This is a genomic window from Microbacterium sp. RD1 (assembly GCF_052220165.1).
GTDB lineage: Bacteria > Actinomycetota > Actinomycetes > Actinomycetales > Microbacteriaceae > Microbacterium.
On record NZ_JBQPOL010000003.1, the window covers coordinates 357,563 to 383,155 of the forward strand.

Annotated in this window: 26 protein-coding genes; 11 read left to right on the top strand and 15 right to left on the bottom strand. The window is 70.6% G+C overall.

The genetic code is table 11. The annotated features are described in order from the left end of the window. Positions 1 to 26: 26 nt before the first annotated feature. From ACTU3I_RS16245 to ACTU3I_RS16270, 6 genes are all read right to left on the bottom strand, one after another. Entirely contained in the window at positions 27 to 1,550 is a 1,524-nt protein-coding gene (locus ACTU3I_RS16245) for an ATP-dependent DNA ligase (protein ID WP_442926748.1), read from the bottom strand. A 54-nt stretch (positions 1,551 to 1,604) separates the two neighbouring features. After that, positions 1,605 to 2,027: a DoxX family protein gene (locus tag ACTU3I_RS16250; protein ID WP_442926749.1), complete on the bottom strand. Its 423-nt coding sequence runs from the start codon at positions 2,025 to 2,027 to the stop codon at positions 1,605 to 1,607. Next, positions 2,024 to 2,812, bottom strand: a complete 789-nt coding sequence (locus ACTU3I_RS16255) for an LLM class flavin-dependent oxidoreductase (protein ID WP_442926750.1) — start codon at positions 2,810 to 2,812, stop codon at positions 2,024 to 2,026. The genes ACTU3I_RS16250 and ACTU3I_RS16255 overlap by 4 nt, the downstream gene beginning before the upstream one ends. Further along, positions 2,809 to 3,687 (bottom strand): LLM class flavin-dependent oxidoreductase, encoded by an 879-nt coding sequence (locus ACTU3I_RS16260; protein ID WP_442926751.1) that lies wholly within the window; start codon positions 3,685 to 3,687, stop codon positions 2,809 to 2,811. The genes ACTU3I_RS16255 and ACTU3I_RS16260 overlap by 4 nt, the downstream gene beginning before the upstream one ends. 82 nt (positions 3,688 to 3,769) lie before the next feature. Then, on the bottom strand, positions 3,770 to 6,331 hold the full coding sequence (locus tag ACTU3I_RS16265) for an ATP-dependent Clp protease ATP-binding subunit (protein WP_442926752.1): 2,562 nt from the start codon (positions 6,329 to 6,331) through the stop codon (positions 3,770 to 3,772). Positions 6,332 to 6,416: 85 nt separating this feature from the next. Continuing rightward, positions 6,417 to 7,286, bottom strand: coding sequence for a hypothetical protein (locus ACTU3I_RS16270; RefSeq protein WP_442926753.1), 870 nt, complete (start codon positions 7,284 to 7,286; stop codon positions 6,417 to 6,419). Positions 7,287 to 7,367: 81 nt separating this feature from the next. On the opposite strand from ACTU3I_RS16270, the gene ACTU3I_RS16275 reads away from it, so the two are divergent. Beyond that, the gene (locus ACTU3I_RS16275; RefSeq protein WP_442926754.1) at positions 7,368 to 7,739 is read left to right on the top strand and encodes a VOC family protein; all 372 of its coding nucleotides are present in this window, start codon (positions 7,368 to 7,370) and stop codon (positions 7,737 to 7,739) included. 31 nt (positions 7,740 to 7,770) lie between these two features. Next, complete coding sequence (locus tag ACTU3I_RS16280) at positions 7,771 to 8,541, top strand: EI24 domain-containing protein (protein ID WP_442926755.1); 771 nt, start codon at positions 7,771 to 7,773, stop codon at positions 8,539 to 8,541. Here ACTU3I_RS16280 and nhaA read toward each other — a convergent pair. Further along, positions 8,492 to 10,354: a Na+/H+ antiporter NhaA gene (gene nhaA / locus ACTU3I_RS16285; RefSeq protein WP_442926756.1), complete on the bottom strand. Its 1,863-nt coding sequence runs from the start codon at positions 10,352 to 10,354 to the stop codon at positions 8,492 to 8,494. The genes ACTU3I_RS16280 and nhaA overlap by 50 nt on opposite strands. Positions 10,355 to 10,449: 95 nt before the next feature. Between nhaA and ACTU3I_RS16290 the strand changes: the two genes are divergently transcribed. After that, complete coding sequence (locus ACTU3I_RS16290) at positions 10,450 to 10,605, top strand: hypothetical protein (protein ID WP_442926757.1); 156 nt, start codon at positions 10,450 to 10,452, stop codon at positions 10,603 to 10,605. 86 nt (positions 10,606 to 10,691) lie between these two features. Here ACTU3I_RS16290 and ACTU3I_RS16295 read toward each other — a convergent pair whose 3' ends face one another. After that, positions 10,692 to 11,156, bottom strand: a complete 465-nt coding sequence (locus ACTU3I_RS16295; protein ID WP_442926758.1) for a DUF3817 domain-containing protein — start codon at positions 11,154 to 11,156, stop codon at positions 10,692 to 10,694. Positions 11,157 to 11,195: 39 nt separating this feature from the next. On the opposite strand from ACTU3I_RS16295, the gene ACTU3I_RS16300 reads away from it, so the two are divergent. After that, complete coding sequence (locus tag ACTU3I_RS16300; protein WP_442926842.1) at positions 11,196 to 12,284, top strand: class I SAM-dependent methyltransferase; 1,089 nt, start codon at positions 11,196 to 11,198, stop codon at positions 12,282 to 12,284. 108 nt (positions 12,285 to 12,392) lie between these two features. On the opposite strand, the gene ACTU3I_RS16305 is transcribed toward ACTU3I_RS16300, so the two are convergent. From ACTU3I_RS16305 to nrdH, 5 genes are read right to left on the bottom strand one after another with little or no spacing between them, the layout of a single operon-like run. Beyond that, positions 12,393 to 12,845: a hypothetical protein gene (locus ACTU3I_RS16305; RefSeq protein WP_442926759.1), complete on the bottom strand. Its 453-nt coding sequence runs from the start codon at positions 12,843 to 12,845 to the stop codon at positions 12,393 to 12,395. Between the two features lie 22 nt (positions 12,846 to 12,867). After that, positions 12,868 to 13,842 carry a class 1b ribonucleoside-diphosphate reductase subunit beta gene (gene nrdF / locus ACTU3I_RS16310; RefSeq protein WP_442926760.1) on the bottom strand — a complete coding sequence of 325 codons (975 nt, stop codon included), beginning with the start codon at positions 13,840 to 13,842 and terminating at the stop codon, positions 12,868 to 12,870. 33 nt (positions 13,843 to 13,875) lie between these two features. Then, a complete protein-coding gene (nrdE, locus tag ACTU3I_RS16315) occupies positions 13,876 to 15,975 on the bottom strand; it encodes a class 1b ribonucleoside-diphosphate reductase subunit alpha (protein ID WP_442926843.1) in 2,100 nt (699 codons plus the stop codon). Between the two features lie 50 nt (positions 15,976 to 16,025). Next, complete coding sequence (gene nrdI, locus ACTU3I_RS16320) at positions 16,026 to 16,490, bottom strand: class Ib ribonucleoside-diphosphate reductase assembly flavoprotein NrdI (RefSeq protein ID WP_442926761.1); 465 nt, start codon at positions 16,488 to 16,490, stop codon at positions 16,026 to 16,028. Positions 16,491 to 16,495: 5 nt separating this feature from the next. Continuing rightward, entirely contained in the window at positions 16,496 to 16,729 is a 234-nt protein-coding gene (gene nrdH / locus ACTU3I_RS16325) for a glutaredoxin-like protein NrdH (RefSeq protein WP_442926762.1), read from the bottom strand. Positions 16,730 to 17,101: 372 nt separating this feature from the next. On the opposite strand from nrdH, the gene ACTU3I_RS16330 reads away from it, so the two are divergent. Further along, positions 17,102 to 18,307, top strand: a complete 1,206-nt coding sequence (locus tag ACTU3I_RS16330) for an MFS transporter (RefSeq protein ID WP_442926763.1) — start codon at positions 17,102 to 17,104, stop codon at positions 18,305 to 18,307. Positions 18,308 to 18,364: 57 nt separating this feature from the next. Here ACTU3I_RS16330 and ACTU3I_RS16335 read toward each other — a convergent pair whose 3' ends face one another. Beyond that, entirely contained in the window at positions 18,365 to 18,769 is a 405-nt protein-coding gene (locus ACTU3I_RS16335) for a pilus assembly protein CpaE (protein ID WP_442926764.1), read from the bottom strand. Between the two features lie 253 nt (positions 18,770 to 19,022). Between ACTU3I_RS16335 and ACTU3I_RS16340 the strand changes: the two genes are divergently transcribed. The 5 genes from ACTU3I_RS16340 (at position 19,023) to ACTU3I_RS16360 (ending at position 23,163) form a co-directional block, all read left to right on the top strand. Then, positions 19,023 to 19,778, top strand: coding sequence for an alpha/beta fold hydrolase (locus ACTU3I_RS16340; protein ID WP_442926765.1), 756 nt, complete (start codon positions 19,023 to 19,025; stop codon positions 19,776 to 19,778). A 131-nt stretch (positions 19,779 to 19,909) separates the two neighbouring features. Further along, the gene (locus tag ACTU3I_RS16345; protein WP_442926766.1) at positions 19,910 to 21,067 is read left to right on the top strand and encodes an acyl-CoA dehydrogenase family protein; all 1,158 of its coding nucleotides are present in this window, start codon (positions 19,910 to 19,912) and stop codon (positions 21,065 to 21,067) included. Beyond that, positions 21,067 to 22,335, top strand: a complete 1,269-nt coding sequence (locus ACTU3I_RS16350; RefSeq protein ID WP_442926767.1) for a DUF445 domain-containing protein — start codon at positions 21,067 to 21,069, stop codon at positions 22,333 to 22,335. The genes ACTU3I_RS16345 and ACTU3I_RS16350 overlap by 1 nt, the downstream gene beginning before the upstream one ends. Before the next feature lie 16 nt (positions 22,336 to 22,351). Continuing rightward, positions 22,352 to 22,702 (top strand): gamma-glutamylcyclotransferase family protein, encoded by a 351-nt coding sequence (locus ACTU3I_RS16355; protein ID WP_442926768.1) that lies wholly within the window; start codon positions 22,352 to 22,354, stop codon positions 22,700 to 22,702. Further along, on the top strand, positions 22,699 to 23,163 hold the full coding sequence (locus ACTU3I_RS16360) for a SixA phosphatase family protein (protein ID WP_442926769.1): 465 nt from the start codon (positions 22,699 to 22,701) through the stop codon (positions 23,161 to 23,163). The genes ACTU3I_RS16355 and ACTU3I_RS16360 overlap by 4 nt, the downstream gene beginning before the upstream one ends. Before the next feature lie 25 nt (positions 23,164 to 23,188). Here ACTU3I_RS16360 and ACTU3I_RS16365 read toward each other — a convergent pair whose 3' ends face one another. Further along, on the bottom strand, positions 23,189 to 24,199 hold the full coding sequence (locus ACTU3I_RS16365) for a LacI family DNA-binding transcriptional regulator (protein ID WP_442926770.1): 1,011 nt from the start codon (positions 24,197 to 24,199) through the stop codon (positions 23,189 to 23,191). 154 nt (positions 24,200 to 24,353) lie between these two features. On the opposite strand from ACTU3I_RS16365, the gene ACTU3I_RS16370 reads away from it, so the two are divergent. Beyond that, complete coding sequence (locus ACTU3I_RS16370; protein ID WP_442926771.1) at positions 24,354 to 25,592, top strand: sugar ABC transporter substrate-binding protein; 1,239 nt, start codon at positions 24,354 to 24,356, stop codon at positions 25,590 to 25,592. The last annotated feature ends 1 nt before the right edge of the window (position 25,593 follow it).

Here is a 25,593-nt window from a genome sequence, read left to right on the forward strand (position 1 = left end):
GACCGCCATCCTGGCACGCGAGCCGATCATCCCCGGAGCATCGCGCGGAGACTGTCGATGGTGTCGGCGTCGTCGGGCCTCTTGTCGGGCCGGTAGGTTCTCACCCGCGCGAAGCGCAGCGCCACCCCGCCGGGGTACCGCGGCGAGCGCTGCACCCCGTCGATGGCGATCTCGACGACGGTGACCGGCTCGACGAAGACGATGTGGCCGCTGCGATGGGTCTGCAGATCGGAGAAATGCGCCGTCTGCCAGCGCAACAGGTCGTCGCTGAGGCCCTTGAACGTCTTCCCGACCATGACAAACCCGCCGGGCTCGCCGAAGAGACCGGCGGGATCCCGTGCTCCCAGGTGCAGATTCGAGAGCCACCCCGAGCGTCGGCCCGACCCCTCCTCCACCGCGAGCACCACGAGGTCGAACGTGTGCACCGGCTTGACCTTCAGCCAGGCGCTTCCCCGGCGCCCGGCGGCGTACGGGGCGTGGAGGTCTTTGACCATCACGCCCTCGTGACCGTTGCTGAGCGAGCGCTCGGCGAACTCTTCCGCCGCCGTGATGTCGGAGGTGCGCACCACGGGGATGCGCCACGGCCCGGCGACCGCCTCCAGCGCGTCCTGGCGCACCGAGAGGGGCTCGTCGATGAGGTCGCGACCGTCGACGTGCAGCACGTCGAAGAACCAGGGGCGAAGGGCGATCTGCGACGCCGTCTCCGCGCCGAAGCGGGCCATCGTGTCCTGGAACGCGCGGGGCGCGCCGGCCTCGTCGAGCGCGAGGGTCTCGCCGTCCAGGATCAGCTGCCGGGCGGGAAGCTTTCGCACCACCTCGACGATCTCCGGCACCCGCGCGGTGACGTCGGCGAGGCTGCGGGTGTAGACCCGCACGTCGTCGCCCGAGCGGTGCACCTGGATGCGCGCGCCGTCGAGCTTGTACTCCACCGACGCCGATCCGGTGACCGTCATCGCCTCGCCGACGGACGCCGCCGTGCTGGCGAGCATCGGGAGCACGGGCCGCCCGACGGCGAGCCCGACCCGGTCGAGCGCGCCGGGGGCCTCGGTGAGTGCGAGACGGGCGGTGTCCGCGAGGTCGCCGGTGAGCATCGCGGCACGCCGGACGGCGGCGATGTCGCGCCCGGATGCGCGCGCGACCGCCTCGAGCAGGAGTCCTTCGAGCGCGCCGGTGCGAAGCTCTCCGAGGATCACGCGCGAGAGCAGGTTCCACTCGGGCGAGGTGGCGCGGGACGCCAAGCCGGCGAGCAGGTTCCGGCGGCCTGCCACGGAGCCGGCGCCCGCCGTGGCGGCCAGCGCGGAGAACGTCGCGTCGACGTCGGCGATCGTCAGGGAGGCTTCGTCGGCATGGGCGACCGGGAGCGACGAAAGGGAGCGCCATCCGATCCCCAGCCGCCCCTGCCGCGGCGCCGCGAGAAGCAAGCCGACGGCCGGGACGATCTCTTCCGGCGCGAGCCGGGCGAACAGGTCGGCGAGCATCGTCACCTTGGCCGAACGCGCGCGCGTCGCAGCGACAGCGTCGGCGGCCTGAACGATTTCACCCCACAGCATGTCGGCATCATCCCACCGGGCTCCGACAGGGATGGCGGGCTTGCGCGAACGCGCTCAGCGGCGGCGGTGCGGACCGGTCGCGGCGAGGGCCCACGCGAGAAGGGCCGGTTGCAGGAAGAGGCGGGCGAGCCGGGCGCGGTCGGTGCGCAGGCCGGGCGCCGACCGCCCGGTGCGCCACTGGTGCACGTTCCCCGGGAACACGGCGACGAAGAACGCCGCGATCGCCCACCCCACGCGCTGGCGCTCTCGAGGGAGGGCGATCGCGGCGCACCCGAGGACGATCTCCACCGCGCCGGATGCGACGACCACGGCGTCGGCGTCCATCCGGAGCACGCGCGGCGCCCAGTCCGGCACCACGACGCGGTAACCGCGTCTCCCCCACGTGAGATGGGACGCCCCCGCCGTCACGAGGAGCGCAGCCAGAAGCCATCGCGCCGTGGCGCGCACAGTGACCACGCGGCGCCGGTCGGCCGTCATCCGCTCAGTCCGCTCGCCTGTGCCGCGCCGGCGACGAACGACCGGTAGGACGAGAGGTCGGAGCCGGCCACGACGGCGCGCAGCACCACCTCGTCCACCACCCGCTCGTACTCCGGGAGTCTCGCTGCGATGCTCGCCGGGTCGGGGAGCGTCGTGGCGGAGGCGGGTACCCCCAGCCGGGCGAAGTTCGCCGCGTAGGTGGGGATCGATGCGTACCGGGCAGCCTCCCGCTCGAGGAGGGCGCCGGCCGCGGGGTCGAGCGCGGTGCGGACGTAGAGCGCGACGTGCGCGGCCCCGGAGACCGCGTGCGCCTCCCGGGTCTGCTCGGCCGCCACTTCCGGCGGCAACCAGTTCAGGACGAGGCCGTCGGCGCGCTCGGCGCCCAGCCGTCGCATCCGGGGGCCGAGGGCACCCACGACGATGCGCGCCGACGACGTCGCGCGCAGATGCTCGATCGCGTGTCGCACACGGGCGAGCGATCCCTGCGGCGCGGCGCCCGACCCTATCCCGAGGAGGAGCCGCTCGGGAGGAATGCCGGCTGCTGCCACGTCGCGCCCGAGCTGCTCGGGCGCGCGCCGGTCGACCGGGACGACCCCCGTCGCCAGCATCAGCCGACCGGTCGTCCGAGCCGCCGCCGCGAGGGCCGCGACGGCATCGCCGTCGGGCGTGTCGTTGACCCACAGCGCGTGGAAGCCGGCCGCCTCGATCTCGGGCGCCAACCGGCCGATCAGCTCCGCGCCCAGGGCGCCGGCGACGCCCACCGAGATCCGGCGCGCAGCGCTCACCCTCTGCTGCCTTCGGCGACCAGGCGGGAGACCTCGCCGGCGAGGTCGTAGAACGACGCCAGATCGGCGTCGTCTGTCGGAAGGAGTGCGATCTCGTCGACACCGACCGCGAAATAGGCCTGCGCGCGCTCGGCGACCTCGGCGGGGGTTCCCGAGAGCGAACGGGATGCGGCATCCGGCGGATCGCCCAGCCGCTTCGCCGCTCGCGCCAGGGCGTCATCCCCGAACGCGGTGACGACGTAGGCGACGATGTCGAGCGGGTCTGAGCGGCCCGACTCGGCGCGCCCGGCGCGGAGCATCTCGACATCCCGGGCGACATCCTCGGCGGTGTTGCGGCTGTCGAGGATGACGCCGTCCGCGACCGAGCCGACGAGATGCAGCGTCTTCGGTCCGCCGGCGGCAGCGTAGACCGGCGGCACCGACGACGGCGGCCAGTCCAGCGCGACGTCGTTGAGCGTGACGTAGCGGCCCTCCGTCGTCACGGTTTCGCCGGCCAGGAGCGCGCGAACGGCCGGCACCTGCTCGCGCAGCAGGGTCAGGGGCGACGCGACGCGGGCACCGGCCTGCTGCATCCACGACTGCACTCCGTGCCCGACGCCCGGGAGGAAGCGTCCCGGGAACAACCGCGCGATCGTAGCGATCTCCATCGCCGTCAGCGCCGCGTTGCGCAGCGGCAGCGGCGCGATTCCGAGGCCCACGCGCAGACGCTCGGTGTGCGTCAGGGCGACGGCGGCCGCGGCGTAGGCGGAGGAGTTGAAGCAGTCCTCCCACAGCCAGAGGGTTCCCACCCCCGCCTGCTCGGCTCGGCGCGCAGCCTCGGGGAGCTCCTCCGGCGGATGGGGGTGAGGGTTGAAGATCGTCCCGATGCGACTCATGCCCTCACTCTGCCATCCCCGGCGGAGCACCGACGGCGAACGCCTCCCGAAGGGTAACTCCGGGAGGCGTTCGCGGGGGATCTCAGGCCGCGGAGGCCCACACGGTACGAACGGCACGCACGTGCAGCTCGCCGTCCCGGGCGTCCACGGTCACGGCGCCCCCGTCGACGAGGTCGCCGGTGACGAACAGATCGGCGATCCGGTCGTCGAGCTCGCGCTGCAGCAGCCGGCGCAGCGGCCGTGCACCGTACTCGGGCTCGTATCCGTGCTCACCGAGCCAGTCGACGGCGGCGTCGGTGACCTCGAGGGTCACCTCGCGCTTGCCGAGGCGGGCCTGCGTGGCACCGAGCATCAGGCGCACGATCTGGCGCAGTTGCGGCTGGTCGAGCTTGCGGAACAGCACGATCTCGTCGATGCGGTTGAGGAACTCCGGACGCATCGCCTCACGCAGCTTGCCCATCACGCGGTCGCGCAGGTCCTTCTCCGAACCGAAGCCGGTGGCTCCGCCGCCGTCGGCGATGAAGCCGATCGCGCCGGAGCGCGAGGCGAGGAACTCGCTGCCGAGGTTCGAGGTCATCACGACCACGGTGTTGCGGAAATCGACCGTGCGGCCCTGGCCGTCGGTCAGGCGACCGTCATCGAGCACCTGCAGAAGCAGGTTGAACACGTCGGGGTGCGCCTTCTCGATCTCGTCGAACAGCACGATCGAGTACGGGTTGCGCCGCACGCGCTCGGTGAGCTGACCGGCCTCGTCGTAGCCGACGTATCCCGGAGGGGCACCGACCAGGCGCGACACCGTGTGCCGTTCGCCGAACTCGCTCATGTCGAAGCGGATGACCGCGCCCTCGTCGTCGAACAACGACGCGGCGAGCGCCTTGGCCAGCTCCGTCTTGCCGACACCGGTGGGGCCGAGGAAGAGGAACGATCCGACCGGACGCCGGGCGTCGCCCATGCCGGTCCGATTGCGCCGCACCGCCTTCGCGACGGCGGCCACGGCGTCGTCCTGGCCGATCACGCGGTCGTGGAGCTCCTCCTCGAGCGCCGCCAGGCGCTCCCGCTCACCCTCTGTGAGCCGGTTCACGGGGATGCCCGTGGCACGGCTGATCACGGCGGCGATCTCGGGCTCGTCCACCACGGCGGCACCGGCGGATGCCGAGGAGCCCGCGGCGGTCGCCTCGTCGAGCTTCTGCTGCACGGAGAGGATCTCGTCGCGGATGCGCGAGGCCTCCTCGTAGCGCTCACCCGACACGGCGGCGTTCTTGTCGGCCTCGAGGGTCGCCAGGCGCTCCAGCAGCCCCGTGACGTCGACCTTCACGCCGAGCCGCAGGCGCAGCCGCGCCCCGGCCTGGTCGATGAGGTCGATGGCCTTGTCGGGCAGCACGCGGTCGGGAAGGTAGCGGTCGCCGAGCTCCACCGCGGCGCGGAGGGCCTCATCCGTGTAGGTCACGCCGTGGTGCTCCTCGTACGCGGTGCGAAGGCCGCGCAGGATCTCCACCGCATCCTCGATGGAGGGTTCGCCCACGCGGACGGGCTGGAAGCGGCGCTCCAGCGCCGGATCCTTCTCGATCGTGCGGTACTCCTTGAGCGTCGTGGCGCCGACCAGGTGCAGCTCGCCGCGTGCCAGGCGCGGCTTGAGGATGTTGCCGGCGTCCATGCCGCCGTCACCGGCGCCTCCGGCGCCGACGACGGTGTGCACCTCGTCGAGGAAGACGATCAGGTCGCCGCCGGATGCGGCGATCTCGTCCATGGTCTGGGTGAGCCGCTCCTCGAAGTCACCGCGGTAGCGGGTGCCGGCGAGCATGGCCGGCAGGTCGAGCGCGATCACGCGCTTGCCGCGCAGCTGCTCGGGAACGGCGCCCGCGACGATGGCGGAGGCCAAGCCCTCCACGATCGCGGTCTTTCCCACGCCGGCCTCGCCGACGAGCACCGGGTTGTTCTTCGTGCGACGGCTGAGGATCTCGATCGTCTGCTCGATCTCGTCGCTGCGTCCGATCACCGGGTCGAGCTGGCCGGCCGCGGCACGCGCGGTCAGGTCGGTGCCGAACTTGTCGAGGTTCGGGGTCGTCGACGCGGCTTGTGCGTCGTCCGTCGTCACCGGCTCACCGGCGGGAGTGACGGTCTCGCGCACCCCCTGCGTCAGAGCGTCGGCCGTGACACCCGCCTGCGCGAGGATCTGCCCCGCCGGAGTGTCCTGCGCCAGCACGAGCGCGAAGAAGAGGTGCTCCGGGTCCACGTAGGTCGAACCCGACGACCGGGCCACCTGGAACGCGTGGAACAGCGCACGCGACACCGACGGGGTCACGACGGCGCCGTCCATGTCGGCGGGACCGGATGCAGCGGGCAGGCGCTCCTCGGTGGCCCGGGCGATCGCCTGCGCGTCGGCGCCGATGCGCGTGACGGCCTCGCGCGCGGGCTCCTCCGCGACGAGGACGCGCAAGAGGTGCAGCGCGTCCAGCTCGCGCTGACCGCGCTCCAGGGCGAACCGTCCGGCCTGCTGCAGCAGCGTCTGGGTGCGTGCGCTCAGAAAGCGGCTGAGGTCGATCGACCGCTCCGCGCGCGCACGTTCACCGGCGAGGTATCGCGCGAGGAACTCGTCGAACGAGCTCGCGCCGTCGCCGGCGTTCGGGGTGAAGTCTTCGGGCATTCCCGTCTCCTGATACTTGAGTCTTGTGCAGTCAAGTTTGGAACTTGAGCGCGTCAATATCAAGTTCAACGCGGTGCGGTTCCCACTATTCCCGGCGGACGCTCAGCAGCGCGGGATCGTCGTCGTCCCACAGTTCGACGGTCTGCACGACCCAGAACGCCGCGAAGAGGCCGAGCGCGACGGCCTCCCCGGCGAAGAAGAGCGGGAACCCCGGCGACGCGCCGCTCCCCCGCCATCCGGCCACGACGACCAGGAAGACGAGGGTCGCCGCGATCCCCGCGGCGATGACGGCGTAGAGCACCTGCATCATCCGGCGACGGCGGGGGCGACCTGCCGGCCGCCATGCGGCGAGCGCCGCGACCACCGCGATCAGGGAGAAGAAGGCGACGGTCGCGACGTCGTGAGCGGCGACGAGGAAGCTGTGCGGGGCGGTGGACCACCAGGCTCCTCCGGCGCCGACGACGACCGCGGCGGCGGCGATCGGCACCACCGCGGACGCCCGCACGCTGCGCTGGACCACGGCCAGGACTCCCGCGGCGGCCACCGCCATGACGCCGCCGACCGCGAGCGTGAGGACCGCGTTGGCGACATCCGGCAGCGTCGCGGCGGGTACGCACGGGTACCCCTCGCCGCACCGCACGCCGAGCCGGGCGGTGTCGGCCGCCGTCAGCGGGACCGGAACGAGGGCGATCACGGGAGCGAACACGGCGGCGATGTCCAGCAGGACCTGCTCGACGCTCCGACCCGACAGGGCGAGGAGGGCGACCGCGATGGCGCAGAGGGAGCCCACGAAGACGTTCCGGGCGGGTGTGTAGAAGGCGGCGCTCACCGATCCGAGCGCACCGCCCGAGATGATCTCCGCCCCGAGGGCGACCGCGAGGAAGGCGACGGCCCCCACGATCGAGACACGGACGTACCGATAGGTGCGCTGTGTCGACGTGCTGCGCAGCTGCATCCGCGTCTCCCCTCGTGCGGACACCGGATGTCCGCGGTCGGTTCTAGCCTGGCCTTCTCGCCGCAAAGAAGGGACGACGCCATGGACTGGAAGATCGAACTCATCTTCGTACCCGTCACCGACGTGGATCGCGCGAAGGAGTTCTACTCGCGGATCGGCTTCTCCGCCGACCACGATCAGACACCGTTCGAGGGACTCCGATTCGTTCAGATGACCCCGCCCGGGTCGGCCTGCTCGATCGCCTTCGGGACGAATCTGGGCCTGACGCTGCAGCCGGGTCAGCAGGACAGCATCCAGGTCGTCGTGCCCGACGCCGATCAGGCCCTCGCCGATCTGCGGGCGCTGGGTGTGGACGCCGACGGCGTCGACGAGCAGGGATGGGGCCGGTTCGTGACGTTCGCCGACCCCGACGGCAACCGCTGGACGCTGCAGGAGCTCCCCTCGCGGGAGTGAGCGGCGCGCACGCCCCTGTCAGACTGGGGGTATGCGCGAATTCGGCCGGGGCGTGCGCCTTCTCCTCCGCGGATTCGGATTCTGGCGCACGCGCCCCGGGGTCATGCTGTGGGCGCTCGTGCCGGCGGCCGTGGTCGCCCTGGTTCTGGCCGGGGCGCTCGGCGCTCTGATCGTCGTGTTGCCCGCCTTCGCCGAGACTGTCACGCCCTTCGCCGCGGCGTGGGACCCGTTCTGGAGCGGGACCCTCCGCGTCGCGGTGGCCATCGCGACGCTGGGCGCGGGGATCGCCCTGGCCGTGGTGAGCTTCACCGCCCTCACCCTGATCGTAGGCGAGCCGTTCTACGACCGCGTGTGGCGGGCCGTCGAAACGGATGCCTTCGGGGCGGTCCCCGACGCCGGTTACGGGTTCTGGCGCGCGACGGGCGACGCCGCCCTGCTCCTCCTCCGCGGCGTCGGTGTGGCTCTTCTCGCCTGGCTGATCGGTCTGGTGCCGCTGGCGGGAGGGCTGCTGGCCGCCGTCGTGGGCATCACGCTCACCGGGTGGCTGCTCGGCGACGAGCTGACCTCCCGCGCGCTGTCGGCGCGGGGGATCGACCGCGCCGCGCGCCGCCGCCTGCTGCGGGGCTCGCGCGCGCGGGCACTCGGCTTCGGCGTCGCCACGCAGGCGTGCTTCCTCATCCCCCTGGGGGCGGTCGCCGTCATGCCGGCAGCCGTCGCGGGCTCGACCTACCTCGCCCACGATCTCCTCGGGCTCAGCCGTCCTTCTTCGCCTTCGGAGGCGGCGCCTGCAGCGCGCGGATGAGCGAGGCGGAGTCGTAGGGACCGACGTGGCGGTAGCCGTTGACGAAGAACGTCGGCGTGCTGTGCAGGTCCATCAGCTCCGCATCCAGACGGTCGTCCTGGATGTGCCGCAGCACCTTCGGTGACGAGAAGTCCGCGGCGAACTGGTCGGGGTCGAGGCCGAGGAGCTCCGCGTACCGGAAGAGGTCGTCGCGCTCGAGGGAATCCTGGTGCTCGAACAGCTTGGACCCCATCTGGTAGTACTGCCCCTGCCGTCCGGCGGCTTCTGCCGCCTGCGCGGCTTCCTGCGCGTGGGGGTGCACCGCGTCGAGGGGGAGGTGCCGCCAGACCCAGCGGATGTCGGCGCCGAAATGCTCGCGCACGGCGTCGATCGATCCGGTTGCCCGGCTGCAGAAGGGGCACTCGTAATCGCCGTACTCGACGATCTCGTACGGGGCCTCCATCGAGCCCTTCACGTGGTCTCGCTGCGGGTCGACCGGACGCGCGAGCTTGAGCCCCACCGCCGTCGGAGGGCTCAGCCGGTCGCCGAGGGCGAGGATCGCCCATCCGAGCAGGAACGCGAGAACGGATGCGGCGAGGATGGCGACGCGCGCGATGTCCCGCGTGAGCTCGTCCTGGATGGCGATCGGAACGAGGAAGAGCGAGATCGTGAAGCCGATGCCCGACAGTGCGGCCCCGCCCGCCACGCGGTGCAGGCTGAGACCCGGGGCGAGCTGGCCCTTGCCGATGATGCGGACGAACCACGTCGCGCCGGTGATCCCGATGAACTTGCCCACGACCAGGCCCGCGACGATGCCCCATGCCACCGGCGAGGCGATCGCGGCCATCAGCGTGTCTCCGGTGACATGCACGCCCGCGTTCGCCAGAGCGAAGATCGGCAGCACGCCGTAGGCGATGTACGGCCGCCACGCGTCCTGCACCCGCTCGTTGATCGAGATCGAGTCCCGCAGGCTCCGAGAGACAGCTGCGGCGTACCGCGGGTTCGGCGACTCGCGGAAGGCCTGCGCCTGCTCGGCGGCGCGCTCGACGTCGGTGCGCCGCGGGGGGAACACCGGGATGAGGAGCGCGACGGCGACGCCGGCGAGGGTGGGGTGGATGCCCGCGAGATAGACCGTGACCCACAGCGCCGCCCCCAGGACCGTGTAGGCGAGGCCACGCGCGGGAGCGGGGAGGAAGCGGACCAGGGCGAGGAGCCCGATGAGACCGGCCGACAGGATCAGCGGCAGCGGCTTCAATCCGCTGTTGTACAACAGGCCGATCACCAGGAGAGCACCGATGTCGTCGACCACCGCGAGCGTGACGAGGAATGTCCGCAGGCGCGAGGAGAACCGGGGTCCGATGAGCGCGAGGGCGCCGAGGAGGAACGCGGTGTCGGTCGAGATGACGACGCCCCACGCATCCGCCTCACCGCTCTGCATGTTCACCAGGATGAAGATCAGCGCGGGGACGGCCAGGCCCGCGACCGCCCCGGCGATCGGCACGAGGGCGCGGGAGCGGTCGGTGAGCTCGCCGATGGTCAGCTCGCGCTTCACTTCGAGCCCGACGAGGAAGAAGAACAGGGTCATGAGACCCTCGTTGACGAACGCGTGCAGGGTGAACGTCCACGACATGTCGCCGACCGCGAACGAGAGCGGCAGCTCCCACACGTCGTGGTAGGTGTCGCCGGGGATGTTCGCCCACACCATCGCGACGGCCACGCCGACGAGCATGAGCGCGGCCGAGAGACGCTCGCCCTGCAGCCCCTTCTTGGCGTTCCTCACGGTCCCCGACGCGCGCGGGGGCCGGCCGGGACGCTGCAGCGAGATCGACGTCACGATGTCATCCTGCCGTGTTTTGGTCTGCCGGCGGGCGGAAGTCGCCGTGCGCACGGCGCGAGCGCCCGGCACGATAGCCTGGTGCGGGAGGTTCCATGTTCATCATCGCGCTCATCCTGTTCGTCGGCGGGGTCTTCCTCGTCGGCATCTCGTTCTCGCTCGCGCCCTTCCAGGCCCTGGTGTTCATCCTGGGTATCCTCGCCGTCGCCGCCGCGCTCGCGCTCCCGATCCACCTGACCCGTCGCTCCTAACCCCCTCTCCGCTCCCCCGCACCGTTGTGCGGCAATGCGGCGCTCAGAGCAGCAATCGGGTGCGGGTGAACGAGAGCGGGACGACCTCAGTGGCGCCCGCCCGGCGGGCCCACGACGAGCAGGACGGCATACAGGGCGATGACGGCCCCGGCGATGAGCAGTGCCAGCACCCACGGCCGTCGAAGGAAGAAGCGCAGCATCCGATCGAGCGGGCGACGATCGCGCGGGTCCTCCGTCTGCGCGAGGCGCCAGCCGCCGCGGAGGCGGCCGGTACGGTGCAACCAGATCTCCGCCGGGATCGTCGCGTACGGGATGACCGCGCTGATCACGGCGATGAGCGCGATCCCGACCGGCCAACGCTGGTTCAGCGCGACGAGAATGGCCGTGGCCCCGTAGGAGAGGAAGACGAAACCGTGCAGAGCACCTCCGACGGTCACGGCGACGTCGAGCCCCGCGACGGCGCGCGCGATGAGCGCGGCGATCAGCACGGTCCACGAGATCGCCTCGGCGATCGCCAGGACGCGGAAAAGGGTCAGGGGCGCGCGGAACACGGGTCTCCTTCGGGTCGGGACGCTTCCAGCCTAGAGACGCTGCGCGGCTCCCCCGGACGACCGGACGGCTCGGCCGAGCCGGTCCTCGACGCAGCCGACCGGCTGCTGCTGGACGAATCCGCCGTCGCGCGCGGCGGCCGGGCGCGCGAGGAGATCGCCGTGATCGGCGACGGATCCGGCGCCCTCGCGCTGGCTGCCGCATCCGGGGCGCGCGGGCCCGGCGCGGTGCGCGTTCACCAGGATCCGCTCTCGGGCGAGCGGATGCTGGCCACCCGGGCCGAAGCGCAAGGGATGACGGCGGCGGTGCGCTCCCTGGCGCTGGAGGCGGACCTCATCCGCGGCGCCCGCGTCATCCTCCTCCGCCTGCCGCGGTCGCTCGACGCGCTCCGCGACATCGCCGGGCTCGTCGCCGCGCACGCCGCTCCCGACGTCGTCGTGTTCGCCGGCGGCCGGATCAAGCACATGGCGCTCGCGATGAACGATGTGCTGCGCGAGCACTTCCAGACCGTGGACGTCACGCACGCGCGGCAGAAGTCCCGCGTGCTCGTCGCGCGCGGACCGCACGACGGTCGCGATCCGGTAGCGGCGCGCACGCGCATCGACGGCGTCGCGGTGTGCGCGTTCGGCGGGGTGTTCGCCGGCGCCGCGCTCGACATCGGCACACGGCTGCTGCTCGCCCACCTGCCGGACCCGGGCGAGGAGGTGATCGACTTCGCGTGCGGCAATGGCGTCGTCGGAGCGACGCTGGCCCTGCGGCATCCGGGCACCCGCGTCTACGCCACCGACGAATCGGCCGCCGCGGTGGCGTCGGCGCGCGCCACCGCGGCCGCGAACGGCATGGCCGATCGGATGACCGTGGTCCGCGACGACGCGCTCTCCGAGCGCCCGGATGCGAGCGCGTCACTCATCGCGCTGAACCCGCCGTTCCACCGCGGCGCGGCGATCGACGAGGGCATCGCGCCGTACCTGTTCGCCGACGCCGCGCGGGTGCTGCGACCGGGCGGCGAGTTGTGGACCGTGTGGAACTCGGCGCTGCAGTACCGCCCCGCGCTCGAGCGCCTCGTCGGCCCGACCCGTCAGATCGCGCGCAACCCGAAGTTCACCGTCACGGCCTCCGTCCGCCGCTGAAGCGGACGCCGCGAGCGCACATCGTCTTACCGAACGCGTAGCTTTTTCGGCCGAACGGAATGTGCGTTCGCGAGGAGGATGTGCGCTGGCGACCCGCAGGCGGCGCTGTCACGCCAGAGCCGAGAGGGACGCCAGCGGGATGCGTCCGGATGCGGCGGCCCGCAACGCGGGGTCGTCGGTGACCAGCGCATCGGCCTGCAGAGTGGCCACGGCCAGGTACTCCGCCAGCGCCGGATCGTCCCAGTCCAGCTGCGCCGCGAGTCGCCAGGCGGTGGCGCGCGACACGCGATCGCCGAGGAGCCGGATCTTCAGCGTCGCGACGCTCTCGAGCAGCGCCCGCCCCTCGGCGTCCGAGATCTTCCCGGCGCGTGCCTGGCGGTACAGGCTCGCCATCGCGTGCGAGCGCAGCATGGCCGGTCCCACGAGCTGATGCTCGGCGCTGACGGGAAGGCGCTCCCGAACGATGCGAAGCGCGACAGCAGCGTCGATGGCGTAGCGGGTCATGACGCCATCGTCGCGCACATCGGCGACGACGAGAAAGGGGGGCGGATGCCGGCGCATCCGCCCCCCTTCGCAATCTTTCTCAGAAGTCCCAGTCGTCGTCTTCGGTGGCCTCGGCCTTGCCGATGACGTAGGACGAGCCCGAACCGCTGAAGAAGTCGTGGTTCTCATCGGCGTTGGGCGACAGCGCGGACAGGATCGCCGGGTTCACGTCAGTCGTGGTCGACGGGAACATCGCCTCGTAGCCGAGGTTCATCAGCGCCTTGTTGGCGTTGTAGTGCAGGAACTTCTTGACGTCCTCGGTCAGGCCGACGCCGTCGTAGAGGTCCTGCGTGTACTGCACCTCGTTGTCGTACAGCTCGTACAGCAGCGAGAAGGTGTAGTCCTTGATGTCCTGCTTCTCGGCCTCGCTGACCCTCTCGAGGCCCTTCTGGAACTTGTAGCCGATGTAGTACCCGTGCACGGCCTCGTCGCGGATGATGAGGCGGATGAGGTCGGCCGTGTTCGTCAGCTTCGCCCGCGACGACCAGTGCATCGGCAGGTAGAAGCCCGAGTAGAACAGGAACGATTCCAGCAGGGTCGAGGCGACCTTGCGCTTGAGAGGCGAGTCGCCACGGTAGTACTCCATGACGATCTGAGCCTTCTTCTGAAGGTTCGGGTTCTCCACCGACCAGCGGAACGCCTCGTCGATCTCCTTCGTCGAGCACAGCGTCGAGAAGATCGACGAGTAGCTCTTGGCGTGCACCGACTCCATGAACGCGATGTTCGTGTACACCGCCTCCTCGTGAGGGGTCAGCGCATCCGGGATCAACGACACCGCGCCGACCGTGCCCTGGATGGTGTCCAGGAGCGTGAGGCCGGTGAAGACCCGCATCGTCAGGGTCTGCTCGTCGGGGGTGAGCGTGTTCCACGACTGGATGTCGTTGGACAGCGGCACCTTCTCGGGCAGCCAGAAGTTGTTCACGAGGCGGTTCCACACCTCGAGGTCCTTGTCGTCCTGGATGCGGTTCCAGTTGATGGCCTGGACCGAATCCAGGAGCTGGAGCTTCTCGCTCATGTCACTTCTCTTTCGAAATCCCAGGTCGGACGATCACAGCGTGCAGCTGACGCACTCGGTCATGTCGGTGCCCTCGAGGGCCATCTGCCGCAGGCGGATGTAGTAGATCGTCTTGATGCCCTTCTTCCAGGCGTAGATCTGCGCCTTGTTGATGTCGCGCGTGGTCGCGGTGTCCTTGAAGAACAGCGTGAGCGACAGGCCCTGGTCGACGTGCTGCGTGGCCGCGGCGTACGTGTCGATGACCTTCTCGTAGCCGATCTCGTACGCGTCCTGGTAGTACTCCAGGTTGTCGTTCGTCATGAACGCGGCGGGGTAGTAGACGCGCCCGAGCTTGCCTTCCTTGCGGATCTCGACCTTCGCGGCGATCGGGTGGATCGACGAGGTGGAGTTGTTGATGTACGAGATCGAGCCGGTCGGCGGCACCGCCTGCAGGTTCTGGTTGTAGATGCCGAACTGCTGGATGGCGGCCTTCAGCTCACGCCAGTCGTCCTGCGTGGGGATGTGGTGGCCGACGAACATCTCCTTGACCTTGTCGGTCTTCGGCTCCCACACCTGCTCGAGGTACTTGTCGAAGAACTCCCCCGACGCGTAGGTGGAGTCCCAGAAACCGTCGAAGGTCGTCCCCCGCTCGATGGCGAGCTTGTTGGATGCGCGCAGCGCGTGGAAGAGCACGGTGTAGAAGTAGATGTTCGTGAAGTCGACACCCTCCTCCGAGCCGTAGAAGACGTGCTCGCGGGCGAGGTAGCCGTGCAGGTTCATCTGCCCCAGGCCGATCGCGTGCGAGCGGTCGTTGCCGTCCTCGATCGAGCGCACCGAGCGGATGTGGCTCTGGTCGCTGACCGCGGTGAGGGCGCGGATGCTGGTTTCCACCGTCTGCGCGAGGTTGCCGCCGTCCATCGCCAGGGCGATGTTGAGCGAGCCGAGGTTGCACGAGATGTCCTTGCCGATCGAGTCGTACGAGAGGTCCTCGTTGAACGTCGTCGGCGTGTTCACCTGCAGGATCTCGCTGCAGAGGTTGGACATGTTGATGCGGCCCTTGATCGGGTTCGCCTTGTTCACCGTGTCCTCGAACATGATGTACGGGTAGCCCGACTCGAACTGGATCTCGGCGAGGGTCTGGAAGAACTCGCGCGCGTTGATCTTCGTCTTCTTGATGCGCGGGTCATCGACCATCTCGCGGTACTTCTCGGTGACCGAGATGTCGCCGAAGGGCAGTCCGTAGACCTTCTCGACGTCGTACGGCGAGAAGAGGTACATGTCCTCGTCGTTCTTCGCGAGCTCGAACGTGATGTCGGGGACGACGACACCGAGCGAGAGGGTCTTGATGCGGATCTTCTCGTCGGCGTTCTCACGCTTGGTGTCGAGGAATCGCATGATGTCGGGGTGGTGCGCCGAGAGGTACACCGCACCGGCGCCCTGACGCGCGCCGAGCTGGTTGGCGTAGCTGAAGCTGTCTTCGAGGAGCTTCATCACGGGGATGATGCCCGAGGACTGGTTCTCGATCTGCTTGATCGGAGCCCCGGCCTCGCGGATGTTCGACAGCAGGAGCGCGACGCCACCGCCGCGCTTGGACAGCTGGAGGGAGGAGTTGATGCCGCGGGAGATCGACTCCATGTTGTCTTCGATGCGCAGCAGGAAGCACGAGACGAGCTCGCCGCGCTGGGCCTTGCCGGCGTTGAGGAACGTCGGGGTGGCCGGCTGGAAGCGGCCGGAGATGATTTCGTCGACGAGCGAGGTCGCGAGCTGCTCGTCGCCGTCGGCGAGGGCGAGGGCGGTCATGACGACGCGGTCTTCGAAGCGCTCGAGGTAGCGCTTGCCGTCGAACGTCTTCAGCGTGTAGCTGGTGTAGTACTTGAACGCCCCGAGGAACGTCTCGAACCGGAACTTCTTGCCGTACGCGAAGTCGTTGAGCTGCTGGATGAACTCGAACGAGTACTTCTCGAGCACCTCGGGCTCGTAGTACTCCTTCTCCACGAGGTAGTCCAGCCGCTCCTTGAGGGAGTGGAAGAACACCGTGTTCTGGTTCACGTGCTGCAGGAAGTACTCCCGTGCGGCCCGCTTGTCGGCGTCGAACTGGATCTTGCCGTTGGCGTCGTACAGGTTCAGCATCGCGTTGAGGGCGTGGTAATCCATGCCGTCGAACCGCAGGTCCGCCTTGAAGTCGTTCGCGGTCAAGGCCGCCTCTAGGGACGTTGTTTCCACCATCGTTCCAATCCTTCGCTGACGCGCGCGACGTCGTCGGGGGTGCCGAAGAGCTCGAGTTTGTACAAGTGCGGCACGGAGCACTTGCGGCTGATGATTTCGCCGGCGAGCCCGAAGTGCTCACCGAAATTCGTGTTTCCCGCGGAGATGACCCCGCGGATGAGGCTCCGGTTGTGTTCGTCGTTCAGAAACCGGATGACCTGCTTGGGAACGGCGCCCTTCTCGACGCCCCGCCCCTGACCCCCGCCGTAGGTGGGGGTCAGGAGCACATAGGGTTCGTCGACGACCAGTGGCGTCTCGTTCGCGTGGAGGGGAATGCGCACGGCCCGCATCCCGAGCTTCTCGATGAAACGTGCGGTGTTGCCCGACACGCTCGAGAAGTAGACCAGAAGCGGAGCGGTGCTCGATCCGGCAACCGCTTCTCGCTCAGCGATCGCGGTTGCCATGACGATCAGACCAGACGCGACGCGAGTTCGTCGATCTTGTCGGGACGGAAGCCCGACCAGTGGTCCTCGTCCGTGATGACGACGGGGGCCTGCAGGTAACCGAGAGCCTTGACCTGCTCGAGCGCTGCCGGGTCCTGCGACAGGTCGTGCACCTCGTATTCGATGCCCTTCGAGTCCAGCGCGCGGTAGGTCGCCGTGCACTGAACGCACGAGGGCTTGGTGTACACCGTGATAGCCATGTTTACCCGTTTCTCCCCTCAAAATCCTGGTGTGGTGCGGCGTCGCTGCGCCGGGAGCTCAATACTACATATGGGTGCCGACATTGGAAGGCACCACAAGGGGTAGTAGTTACATTCGTGTAGTTTTCCACCGCTCTCCTCAGATACAACACACGTTGTCCACCGTTTCATCCACAGGTCGGCAGATACCAGGAAACCTGAAAAAACCCTGAATCACGCTGATTTCGACCTGCCCCGCCGCGGTTGTCCACAGGCCGCACGTTACGAGGGGCCCCCGACATCCGGAGTTCTGTGGAATCTGCGCATCCGGCGTGTCGCGCGTGTCGCTCGACGGGTCGCCGCGCTCGAGGCGAATCGGTAGCGTGGGATGTCGTGGCTGGCTACCGGGACCTCCTGCGAACGCGCGGCGTCGCGCGCATCATCGCCGCCCAGCTCACCGCCCGCTTCCCGAGCGGGATGACGAGCCTCGCCCTCCTCCTGCACATCGAACAGGTCACCGGCTCGTACGGCGCCGCGGGGCTCGTGCTCGCTGCCACATCGATCGGGCAGGCGGTGGCCGGCCCCATCACGAGTCGCTGGATGGGCCGCTGGGGCATGCGTCGGGTGCTCACTCTGACGATGGCCGTCTGCGCGGTCTCGATCGCGCTGCTGGCGCTCGTGCGACTGCCCCTCCCGGGCTACATGGCGCTGGGCCTGGTGGCCGGGCTGTCGACCCCGCCCGTGCAATCGGCCGTGCGCACCATCTATCCGAAGATGGTGACCTCGCGTCAGCTCACCCCGCTGTTCTCCCTCGACGCCTCCCTGCAGGAGATCATCTGGATCATCGCGCCGGTCGTCATCACCTTCGTGGCGACGCAGGTCGGGACGGTGCAGGCACTGCTGCTCATCGTCGCGATCCTCGTCGGCGGCGGGGCGTGGTTCATCCTCTCCCCCGAGGTCGGGCGCGTGCGCATCCCGCGGAGCCGGCGAGGATTCGGCAAGGTGCTGGCCAAGCCCGCCGTGCTCCTGGGGACCGTCTGCGGGTTCCTCCTCATCGCCGCGTGCTCGGCGGTGGAGGCGGGGGTCGTCGCCGAGTTCGGGCACGGCGGACCGGAAGCCGGCCTCGTCCTCGCGGTCTTCTCGATCGGGAGCCTTGCGGGCGGCCTGTCGCTCGGCCACATCCCGATCGGCCGTTGGGCGATGGGGCGGCGGATGGCGATCGTCGCGGGAGGACTCGTCCTCACCCTCTTCGCCCTCGATGCGTGGTGGCTCGGCGGCGCGCTCTTCGTCGCCGGGATCGGCCTGGCCCCCGCGCTCGCGGTGATCTTCGCGATCACCTCGGCGAGCGTCCGGTTCAGCGAGACCGCGGAGGCCTACGGCTGGATCGGCACCGGGCAGCTCATCGGCGCCGCGGCGGGGTCTGCCGCCGCCGGCTTCCTCATCGACGGCGTCGGCCCGTTCGGCGCGTACGTGGCCGCTCTCGGGTTCGCCGTCGTGGGCGTCGTGGTCGCCGTCGTGTGCGTGCGCGGGTTCCCCGATCTCCGCCACCGCGATGCGAGCCCGCTCCCCGACACCGCGCCGGTGCACACGATCACCTAGCCGCACCATCCGCCCACCGGGAGCGGGCGATCGCCCGCGTCCGAGCGCGCGGACTCGTCAGGCGATGCGGGCGAGCAGCGCCAGGACCGCGCCCGCGTAGGCGTCGGCGGGCTCCGGATGAGCGAAGGTCCGCACCGCGCCGGCGACGACGATCTCCACCTCGTAGGTGTCGGACAGGCGCCGCAGCGCCCGGAAGGAACCGCGGAGCATCTCCCGCAGCTGCTCCTCCGTGGGCAGCCACAGCGCGTCTTCGAGGGCGACCGAGTCCAGCGCCCACTCGGTCGTGCCGTTGAAGGCCAGGATCGTGCCGGTCGGGTAGCTGCGGGCCTCGATCGTCATCTCGCTGACGGTGAAGACGTCGGCGTCGAACTCCGGCTCGTTCAGCTGGAATCGGTCGCCCGACCGCGGCGTCCACACCAGGCCCGAGTCGCGCAGGGCCAGGGCGGCCTCGGTGGAGATCATGCCTCCATTCTGCGGGCTTCGCGCCGCCCGAGCTCCGCCGCATCTGTGTCCGGGCCCGGGCTCCTCCGCATCCGCCCGGCCCGGCTTCGCCGCATCCGCGTACCGTACTCAGTCTGGACGGCATCGGCCCGACGGGCCGATCGCGGGTTTCCGCGGCGGAACGCCGCGGCGCCGCACAGCCAGACTGAGTACGGGCCGGCCGCGGCCGGAGACGCCCGGCGACGCCACAGGCGGGGCTCAATAGGCTGGGGGCATGCCTTCTCCGGTCACCCTCCCCCGCCAGTCGTGGGGCCGACCCGACGCTCAGCGTCGCGCGCTCCTCGTCCACGGCCTCGGCTCGAACGGCGCGCTCATGTGGCGTTACGGCGTCGCCCTCGCCGACGCCGGCTGGCGGGCGGATGCGGTGGATCTGCGCGGACACGGGACCGCCCCCCGCGCGCTGGACTACTCCATCGCCGCCTACGCCGCCGACCTCGCCGAGCTGCGCCCGGACGACCGCGGCGCGTGGGACCTCGTGGTCGCCCATTCCCTCGGCGGTGCAGCGGCAACTGTCGTCGCGGCCGACGACGCGGCCTGGGCCCGGCGGCTCGTCCTCGTCGATCCGGCGCTGCACCTCGCGGCGCGCGACCGGGAGATCGTGCGCTCCAGTCAGGAACGGGCGTTCGCCGACACGAGCATCGCCGCGGTGCGGGCGGAGCATCCCACGTGGCATCCGCAGGACGTCGAGCTCAAGGCTCTGTCGGCCCAGCAGGCGAGCGAATGGGCCGTGGAGCAGACGAGCATTCAGAACCCGGAGTGGGATGTGCGCGGCGCCGCCGCGCGGCTGAGCGTTCCGACGCACGTCCTCGCCTCGGACCCGCAGGTGTACTCCATCTTCCGTGGAGCCCTGGCCGAGGAGGTGCTCGCCAATCCCGTCGTCACGATGTCGGTCGTCGCCGGCGCGGGCCACTCGCCGCACCGCGACAAGCCCGACGACACGATCGCCGCGTTCTTCGCCGCCCTCGGCTGAGCCGCGGATTCGGAGGACGACGCCGGATTCGGATGCTGCGGCGCCGAAGGTCCGAATCCGACGCGCATATCCGAATCCGGCGGCGGAGGCGAGACGGGGCGAACGGCGGCCCGGGCGCGGACAATAGGGGAATGACGTTCGACCCCGCGCACCACCTGCCCGACGACATGCTCGAGCGCATCCGGGAGCGCGCGGCCGCGCACGACCGCGACAACACGTTCCCCGAGGCCGATCTCGCCGAGCTGCAGGCGTCGGGGTATCTCGCGATCCTCGTGCCGGCCGACCGGGGCGGGGCGGGGCTCGGCCTGGCCGAGGCATCCGTTCTGCAGCAGCGGCTGGCCACCGCCGCCCCCGCGACGGCACTCGCGATCAACATGCACCTCGTGTGGACCGCCGTCGCGCAGATCCTCCGCGATCGGGGCATCGACGATCTCGCGTTCGTGCAGACGGGCGCTGCGGCCGGCGAGGTGTTCGCCTTCGGCATCAGCGAGGCGGGCAACGACCTCGTCCTCTTCGGCAGCGACACCGTGGCCGCGCCGACCGGCGACGGCGGCTACGCCTACACCGGGACGAAGATCTTCACGTCGCTGGCCCCGGTGTGGACGCAGCTGGGCGTGCACGGCCTCGACACGACGTCGCCCGACGCCCCGCAGATCGTCTACGGCTTCCTCCCCCGCACCGACGCCGTCGTCACCCGCGACGACTGGGACACCCTGGGGATGCGGGGCACGCAGTCGCGCACCACGGAGTTGCACGGCGCTGTCGCCCCGGCCGATCGCGTCGTCCGGCGGGTGGCACCCGGGCCCCAGCCCGACCCCCTCGTGTTCGGCATCTTCGCCGCGTTCGAGATCCTCCTCGCGTCGGTCTACACCGGCATCGCCGCCCGCGCGCTGGAGCTCGCGGCGGATGCGGCGGGGCGACGGCGCTCGAAGCGGACCGGGCGGCCGCTCACCTCCGACCCCGACGTCCGCTGGCGCATCGCCGACATGGTGCTCGCCTACGACGCCCTCCCTCCTCAGCTGGCCGCCCTCGCCCGCGACGTCGACGCGCGCGTGGACCACGGTGCGCGCTGGTTCTCTCTCCTGGCCGGCGCCAAGCACCGCGCGGTGACGATGGCCAAGGCCGTCGTCGACGATGCGGTGCTCGTGGCCGGTGGCTCCTCGTACTTCGCCGGCAGCGAGCTGTCACGGCTGTACCGTGACGTCCTGGCGGGCATGTTCCACCCGTCCGACCCCGAGTCGGCGCACAGCGCCGCGGCCACCGCCTGGCTCGGCCCGCTGGAGAGCTGATGCCGACCCCCGACTCCCTGCTGACCCCGTCCGACCTCGCGCGCCGGCGAGGGCTTCGCACCATGAAGGCGGTGGCCCTCGGGGCCCTCGTGTTCATGGCCGTGCTCTTCGCCGTCTCCTTCGCCCTGCAGGAGCGGGTTCCGTGGCTGCAGTGGGTGCGCGCGGCTGCCGAGGGAGGCATGGTCGGCGCGCTCGCCGACTGGTTCGCCGTGACGGCGCTGTTCCGGCATCCGCTTGGGATCCCGATCCCGCACACCGCCATCATCCCCCGCCGCAAGGACGAGATCGGCCGGAGCCTGGGCGAGTTCGTCGAGACGAACTTCCTCTCCGGCCCGGTGGTCCGCGGCAAGCTCGAGTCCACCCCCGTCGCGGCGCGGCTGGGGGCGTGGCTGGCCCAGCCCGCTTCCGCCGAGCGCGTGGTGGCCGAGGGCTCGTCCGCAGCGGTCGCGGTGCTGCAGGCGCTCAGCGACGACGACGTGCGCGACGTGATCGAAGACCTCGCCCGCGAGCACCTGCTCTCCCCCGACTGGGGCCCCTCGGTGGGCGGATGGCTCGGGCGCGTCGTCGAGTCGGGTGCGCACGAGGGCGCCGTCGACCTCGCGGCCGACACTGTCGCGACGTGGCTCGCCGCCAATCAGGAGGCCTTCACCGGCCTCGTGTCCCGGCGGTTGCCGTCGTGGCTTCCCGGCATCGCTCATCGGCTGATCGACGACACCGTCTACCGCCAGGCCGTCTCCTGGGTGGACGCGGTCCGAAGCGACTCCCAGCATCCGGCCCGCCGCGCCATCGACGGCTACCTCGCGCGGCTCGCCGACAACCTCCAGCACGACCCTGCGACGATCGGGCGCCTGGAGGACGCGAAGGCGAGCGTGTTCGACAGCCCGCGGGTGCGCGCGCTCGCCGCGCAGGCGTGGGCGACGACGAAGGCGGGCCTCCTCGCCGCGCTCGCCGACCCCGCGAGCGGGCTGCGGCAGCGCGCCGTGCAGGCTCTCACCGAGATCGGCGAGCGCCTCGGCACCGAACCGGCCCTGCAGCACCGCGTCGACACGTGGGTGACGGATGCGGCGGTCTTCCTCGTCGACCGCTACCGTCACGACATCGCCTCGATCATCACCGACACGGTCGAGCGGTGGGACCCGGCGGAGACGACGGAGAAGATCGAGCTGCTCGTCGGCCGCGATCTGCAGTACATCCGTCTGAACGGCACCGTCGTCGGCGCATTGGCCGGCGTGGCGATCTTCACGATCGCGCAACTGATCTGGGGCTGACCAGTAGCCTGGGATCGTGGTCGACGCACCCACCGACGAGGCGCTTTTCACCTACGGAACGCTGCAATTCCCCGACGTGCAGCGCGACACCTTCGGACGCCTGCTGGACGGAGCCGATGACGTGCTCCCCGGGTACACGATCGACTACGCCGAGATCGACGATCCGCGCGTGACGGAGCTGTCGGGGGCATCGGTGCATCCGATCCTCCGCGAGACCGGCGACGCGCGGGACAAGGTGGTGGGGAAAGTGGTCTGGTTGAGCGACACGGAGCTGGAAGCGGCCGACGAGTACGAGGTGGCGCTGTACCGCCGCATCGCGGTGACGCTGGCCAGCGGCCTGCGAGCCTGGGTGTACGTGACGGCATGATCCAGCTCGCCCTCGCCCGCCACGCCAAATCCGACTGGGCCGACTCCTCGGTCGACGACCACGACCGCCCGCTCAACGCCCGGGGCCGGCGCGACGCGCCCGAGGTGGCGCGGCGCGTGATGCGCTCGGGCGTGCGTCCCGAGCTTCTGCTGACCTCCACGGCGCTTCGCGCCCGGACAACGGCGGAGCTGTTCGCCGAGGTGTTCGGAGCCGAGGTGACCGAGCATCCGGAGCTGTACCTGGCCGACCCGCCGACCCTCCTGCGCGTCGCCCGCGAGAGCGGCGCCGCGGAGGTGCTCGTCGTGGCTCACGATCCCGGCATGAGCGCACTCGTCAGCGAGCTCGCCGGGCGCGAGGTGACCATGCCGACCGCCACGGTCGCGGTGTTCACGTGGAACGACGGCGGGTGGGACGACGTCGGCGCCGTGCCGCCCGACGACGTGCAGCTCACGACCCCGTAGCCCGCACCCGCTTTCGCGGCGGAGGTCAGCGGACGACCAGGCGCGGCTCGACGAGCACGTGGGCTGAGCCGGATTCGGCGGGCCGGGGTGCCACGACGCTGCCGGTGGCCCCCATCAGCAGCTCCAACGCCCCGGCGGCCACTCTCTCGGGCAGCTGCTCCACGCTCGAGAGTCCCAAGGCTTCGGCCGCGGGAGTGTTGTCGAAGCCCACGATCGGCAACCCGGGGAGACCGGCCGCCCCCGCCGCGAGGTGCGCGCCGATCGCGAGGGAGTCGCTCACGCAGACGATCGCGTCGACCTCCTCCCCCGCGCGCAACACCCGTTCGACCACGGCGCGGGCGGTGCCGACGCCCTCCTCCGCGTACCACCGAGGGCCACGGCCGCCGACGGATGCCAGCGCCTCGCGCCAGCCGCGCTCCCGGTCGTCGCCCGTCCCGGAGCCTTCGGGCCAGCCGAGGAACGCCACACGCGGCCCGGCGACGGCGAGCGCGTGGCGCGTGGCTGCCGCGGTGCCCGCCGCGCCGTCGACGTCGACCCACAGATGCGCCGGGGCTTCGACGTCGTCCTCGCCCCACGGGCGCCCGAACGACACGAACGGCATGTCCCGTCCGCTCAGCCAGCCGGTGCGCGGATCGCCGTGGAAGGTCCCGGTCACGACGACGGCGTCGACCTCACCGCCGTCGAGCAGATCGGCCAGGCGCGCCATCTCCTCCTCGGGCGATCGCGCGGCGTAGACCAGCACGCGCATCCCCCTGTCGCTCGCGCGCTCGGTCAGGGCATGGACGAAGCGGTCGAGCACCACCCCCGAGATCCCGCCGGCGTACGGGTCGAGGTGGACGCCGATGGTCGAGCTGCGGCGGGTGCGCAGGCGCCGCGCCGCGGCGTGGGGCCGGTATCCGAGGTCGGCGATGGCCGCCTCCACCCGCTCTCGCGTGGCAGCGCGCACGACCGCGGGGGTGTTGAGCACGTTCGACACCGTCTGGCGTGACACGCCGGCCAGGCGCGCGACGTCGTCGACCGTGGGAGCCCGGGACATCGCACCTCCTCGCACTGTCCGTCGAGCGCCATCCTATGGCGACGGATGCGAGGGGTTGACACCCCGCGCCCGCCCTACGTACGGTGATCCCGCGCGCAACTTTGATCGTTCAAATTCGAGCGCGCTCACATGCCTCATCGAAGGAGAGAGACACATGACACGGCACATCACGCGCGCCGTCCTCGGCGCCGGCGCGCTCCTGGTCACCGGCTCGCTCGCACTCACCGCGTGCGGTTCCGGATTCGACGACAACGGCGGGGGCGGCGGAGCCTCGGACGACGGGAGCCTGTCGATCCTCATCGGGTCCTCGGGTGATGCCGAGACGGCAGCGGTCGAGAACGCCGTCGCCGCCTGGTCGGACGAATCCGGCGTCGACGCGGAGGTCCAGGTCGCCAACGACCTCCCCCAGCAGCTGTCGCAGGGCTTCGCCGCGGGCTCGCCGCCCGACCTCTTCTACCTCGCCCCCGAGGCCCTCGCCGGATACGCCGGCAACGGCTCGGTCCAGGCGTACGGCGACGACCTCGCGAACGAGGACGACTTCTATCCGTCGCTCGTGGAGAACTTCACGCTCGATGGCGAGTTCTTCTGCGCGCCCAAGGACTTCTCCACGCTCGCGCTCGTCATCAACACCGACCTGTGGGCCGCGGCCGGGCTGACGGATGCCGATATCCCCACCGACTGGGATTCCCTGGCATCCGTCGCCCAGCGCCTCACGACGGCCGATCACGTGGGCCTGGCCTTCGGTGCCGAATACCAGCGCGTCGGCACCTTCATGGCGCAGGCCGGCGGCGGCCTCCTCGTCGACGGCGCGGCGGCGGCCAACAGCCCCGAGAACGTCGAGGCTCTCACCTACGTGCAGCAGCATCTGAACGACGGGTCCTTCGCGTTCGCCGCCGACATCGGCGCCGGATGGGGTGGCGAGGCCTTCGGCACCGGAGCGGCCGCGATGGTCATCGAGGGCAATTGGATCACCGGTGCCCTCACGAACGACTACCCCGACGTGAACTACACCGTGGCCGAGCTTCCCGCCGGGCCCGCCGGCAAGGGCACGCTGCAGTTCACGAACTGCTGGGGCATGGCGGCCGACAGCGCGAACCAGGAGGCCGCCCTCGACCTCGTGGAGTACCTCACCGGCACCGACCAGCAGCTCGCCTTCTCGGAGGCGTTCGGCCCGATGCCGTCCATCCAGTCCGCCGCCGACGCGTGGACCAGCGCCAACCCCGACCTGTCGGCCTTCCTCGCGGGCGCCGAATACGCGCAGTTCCCGCCGAACGTGGCAGGGGCCGCCGACGTCATCACCGACTTCAACGCGCAGCTGGAGTCGCTGAAGACGGGCGATCCGCAGACGATCCTCGACTCGGTGCAGTCCAACCTCGAGGTGATCGCTGAGTAAC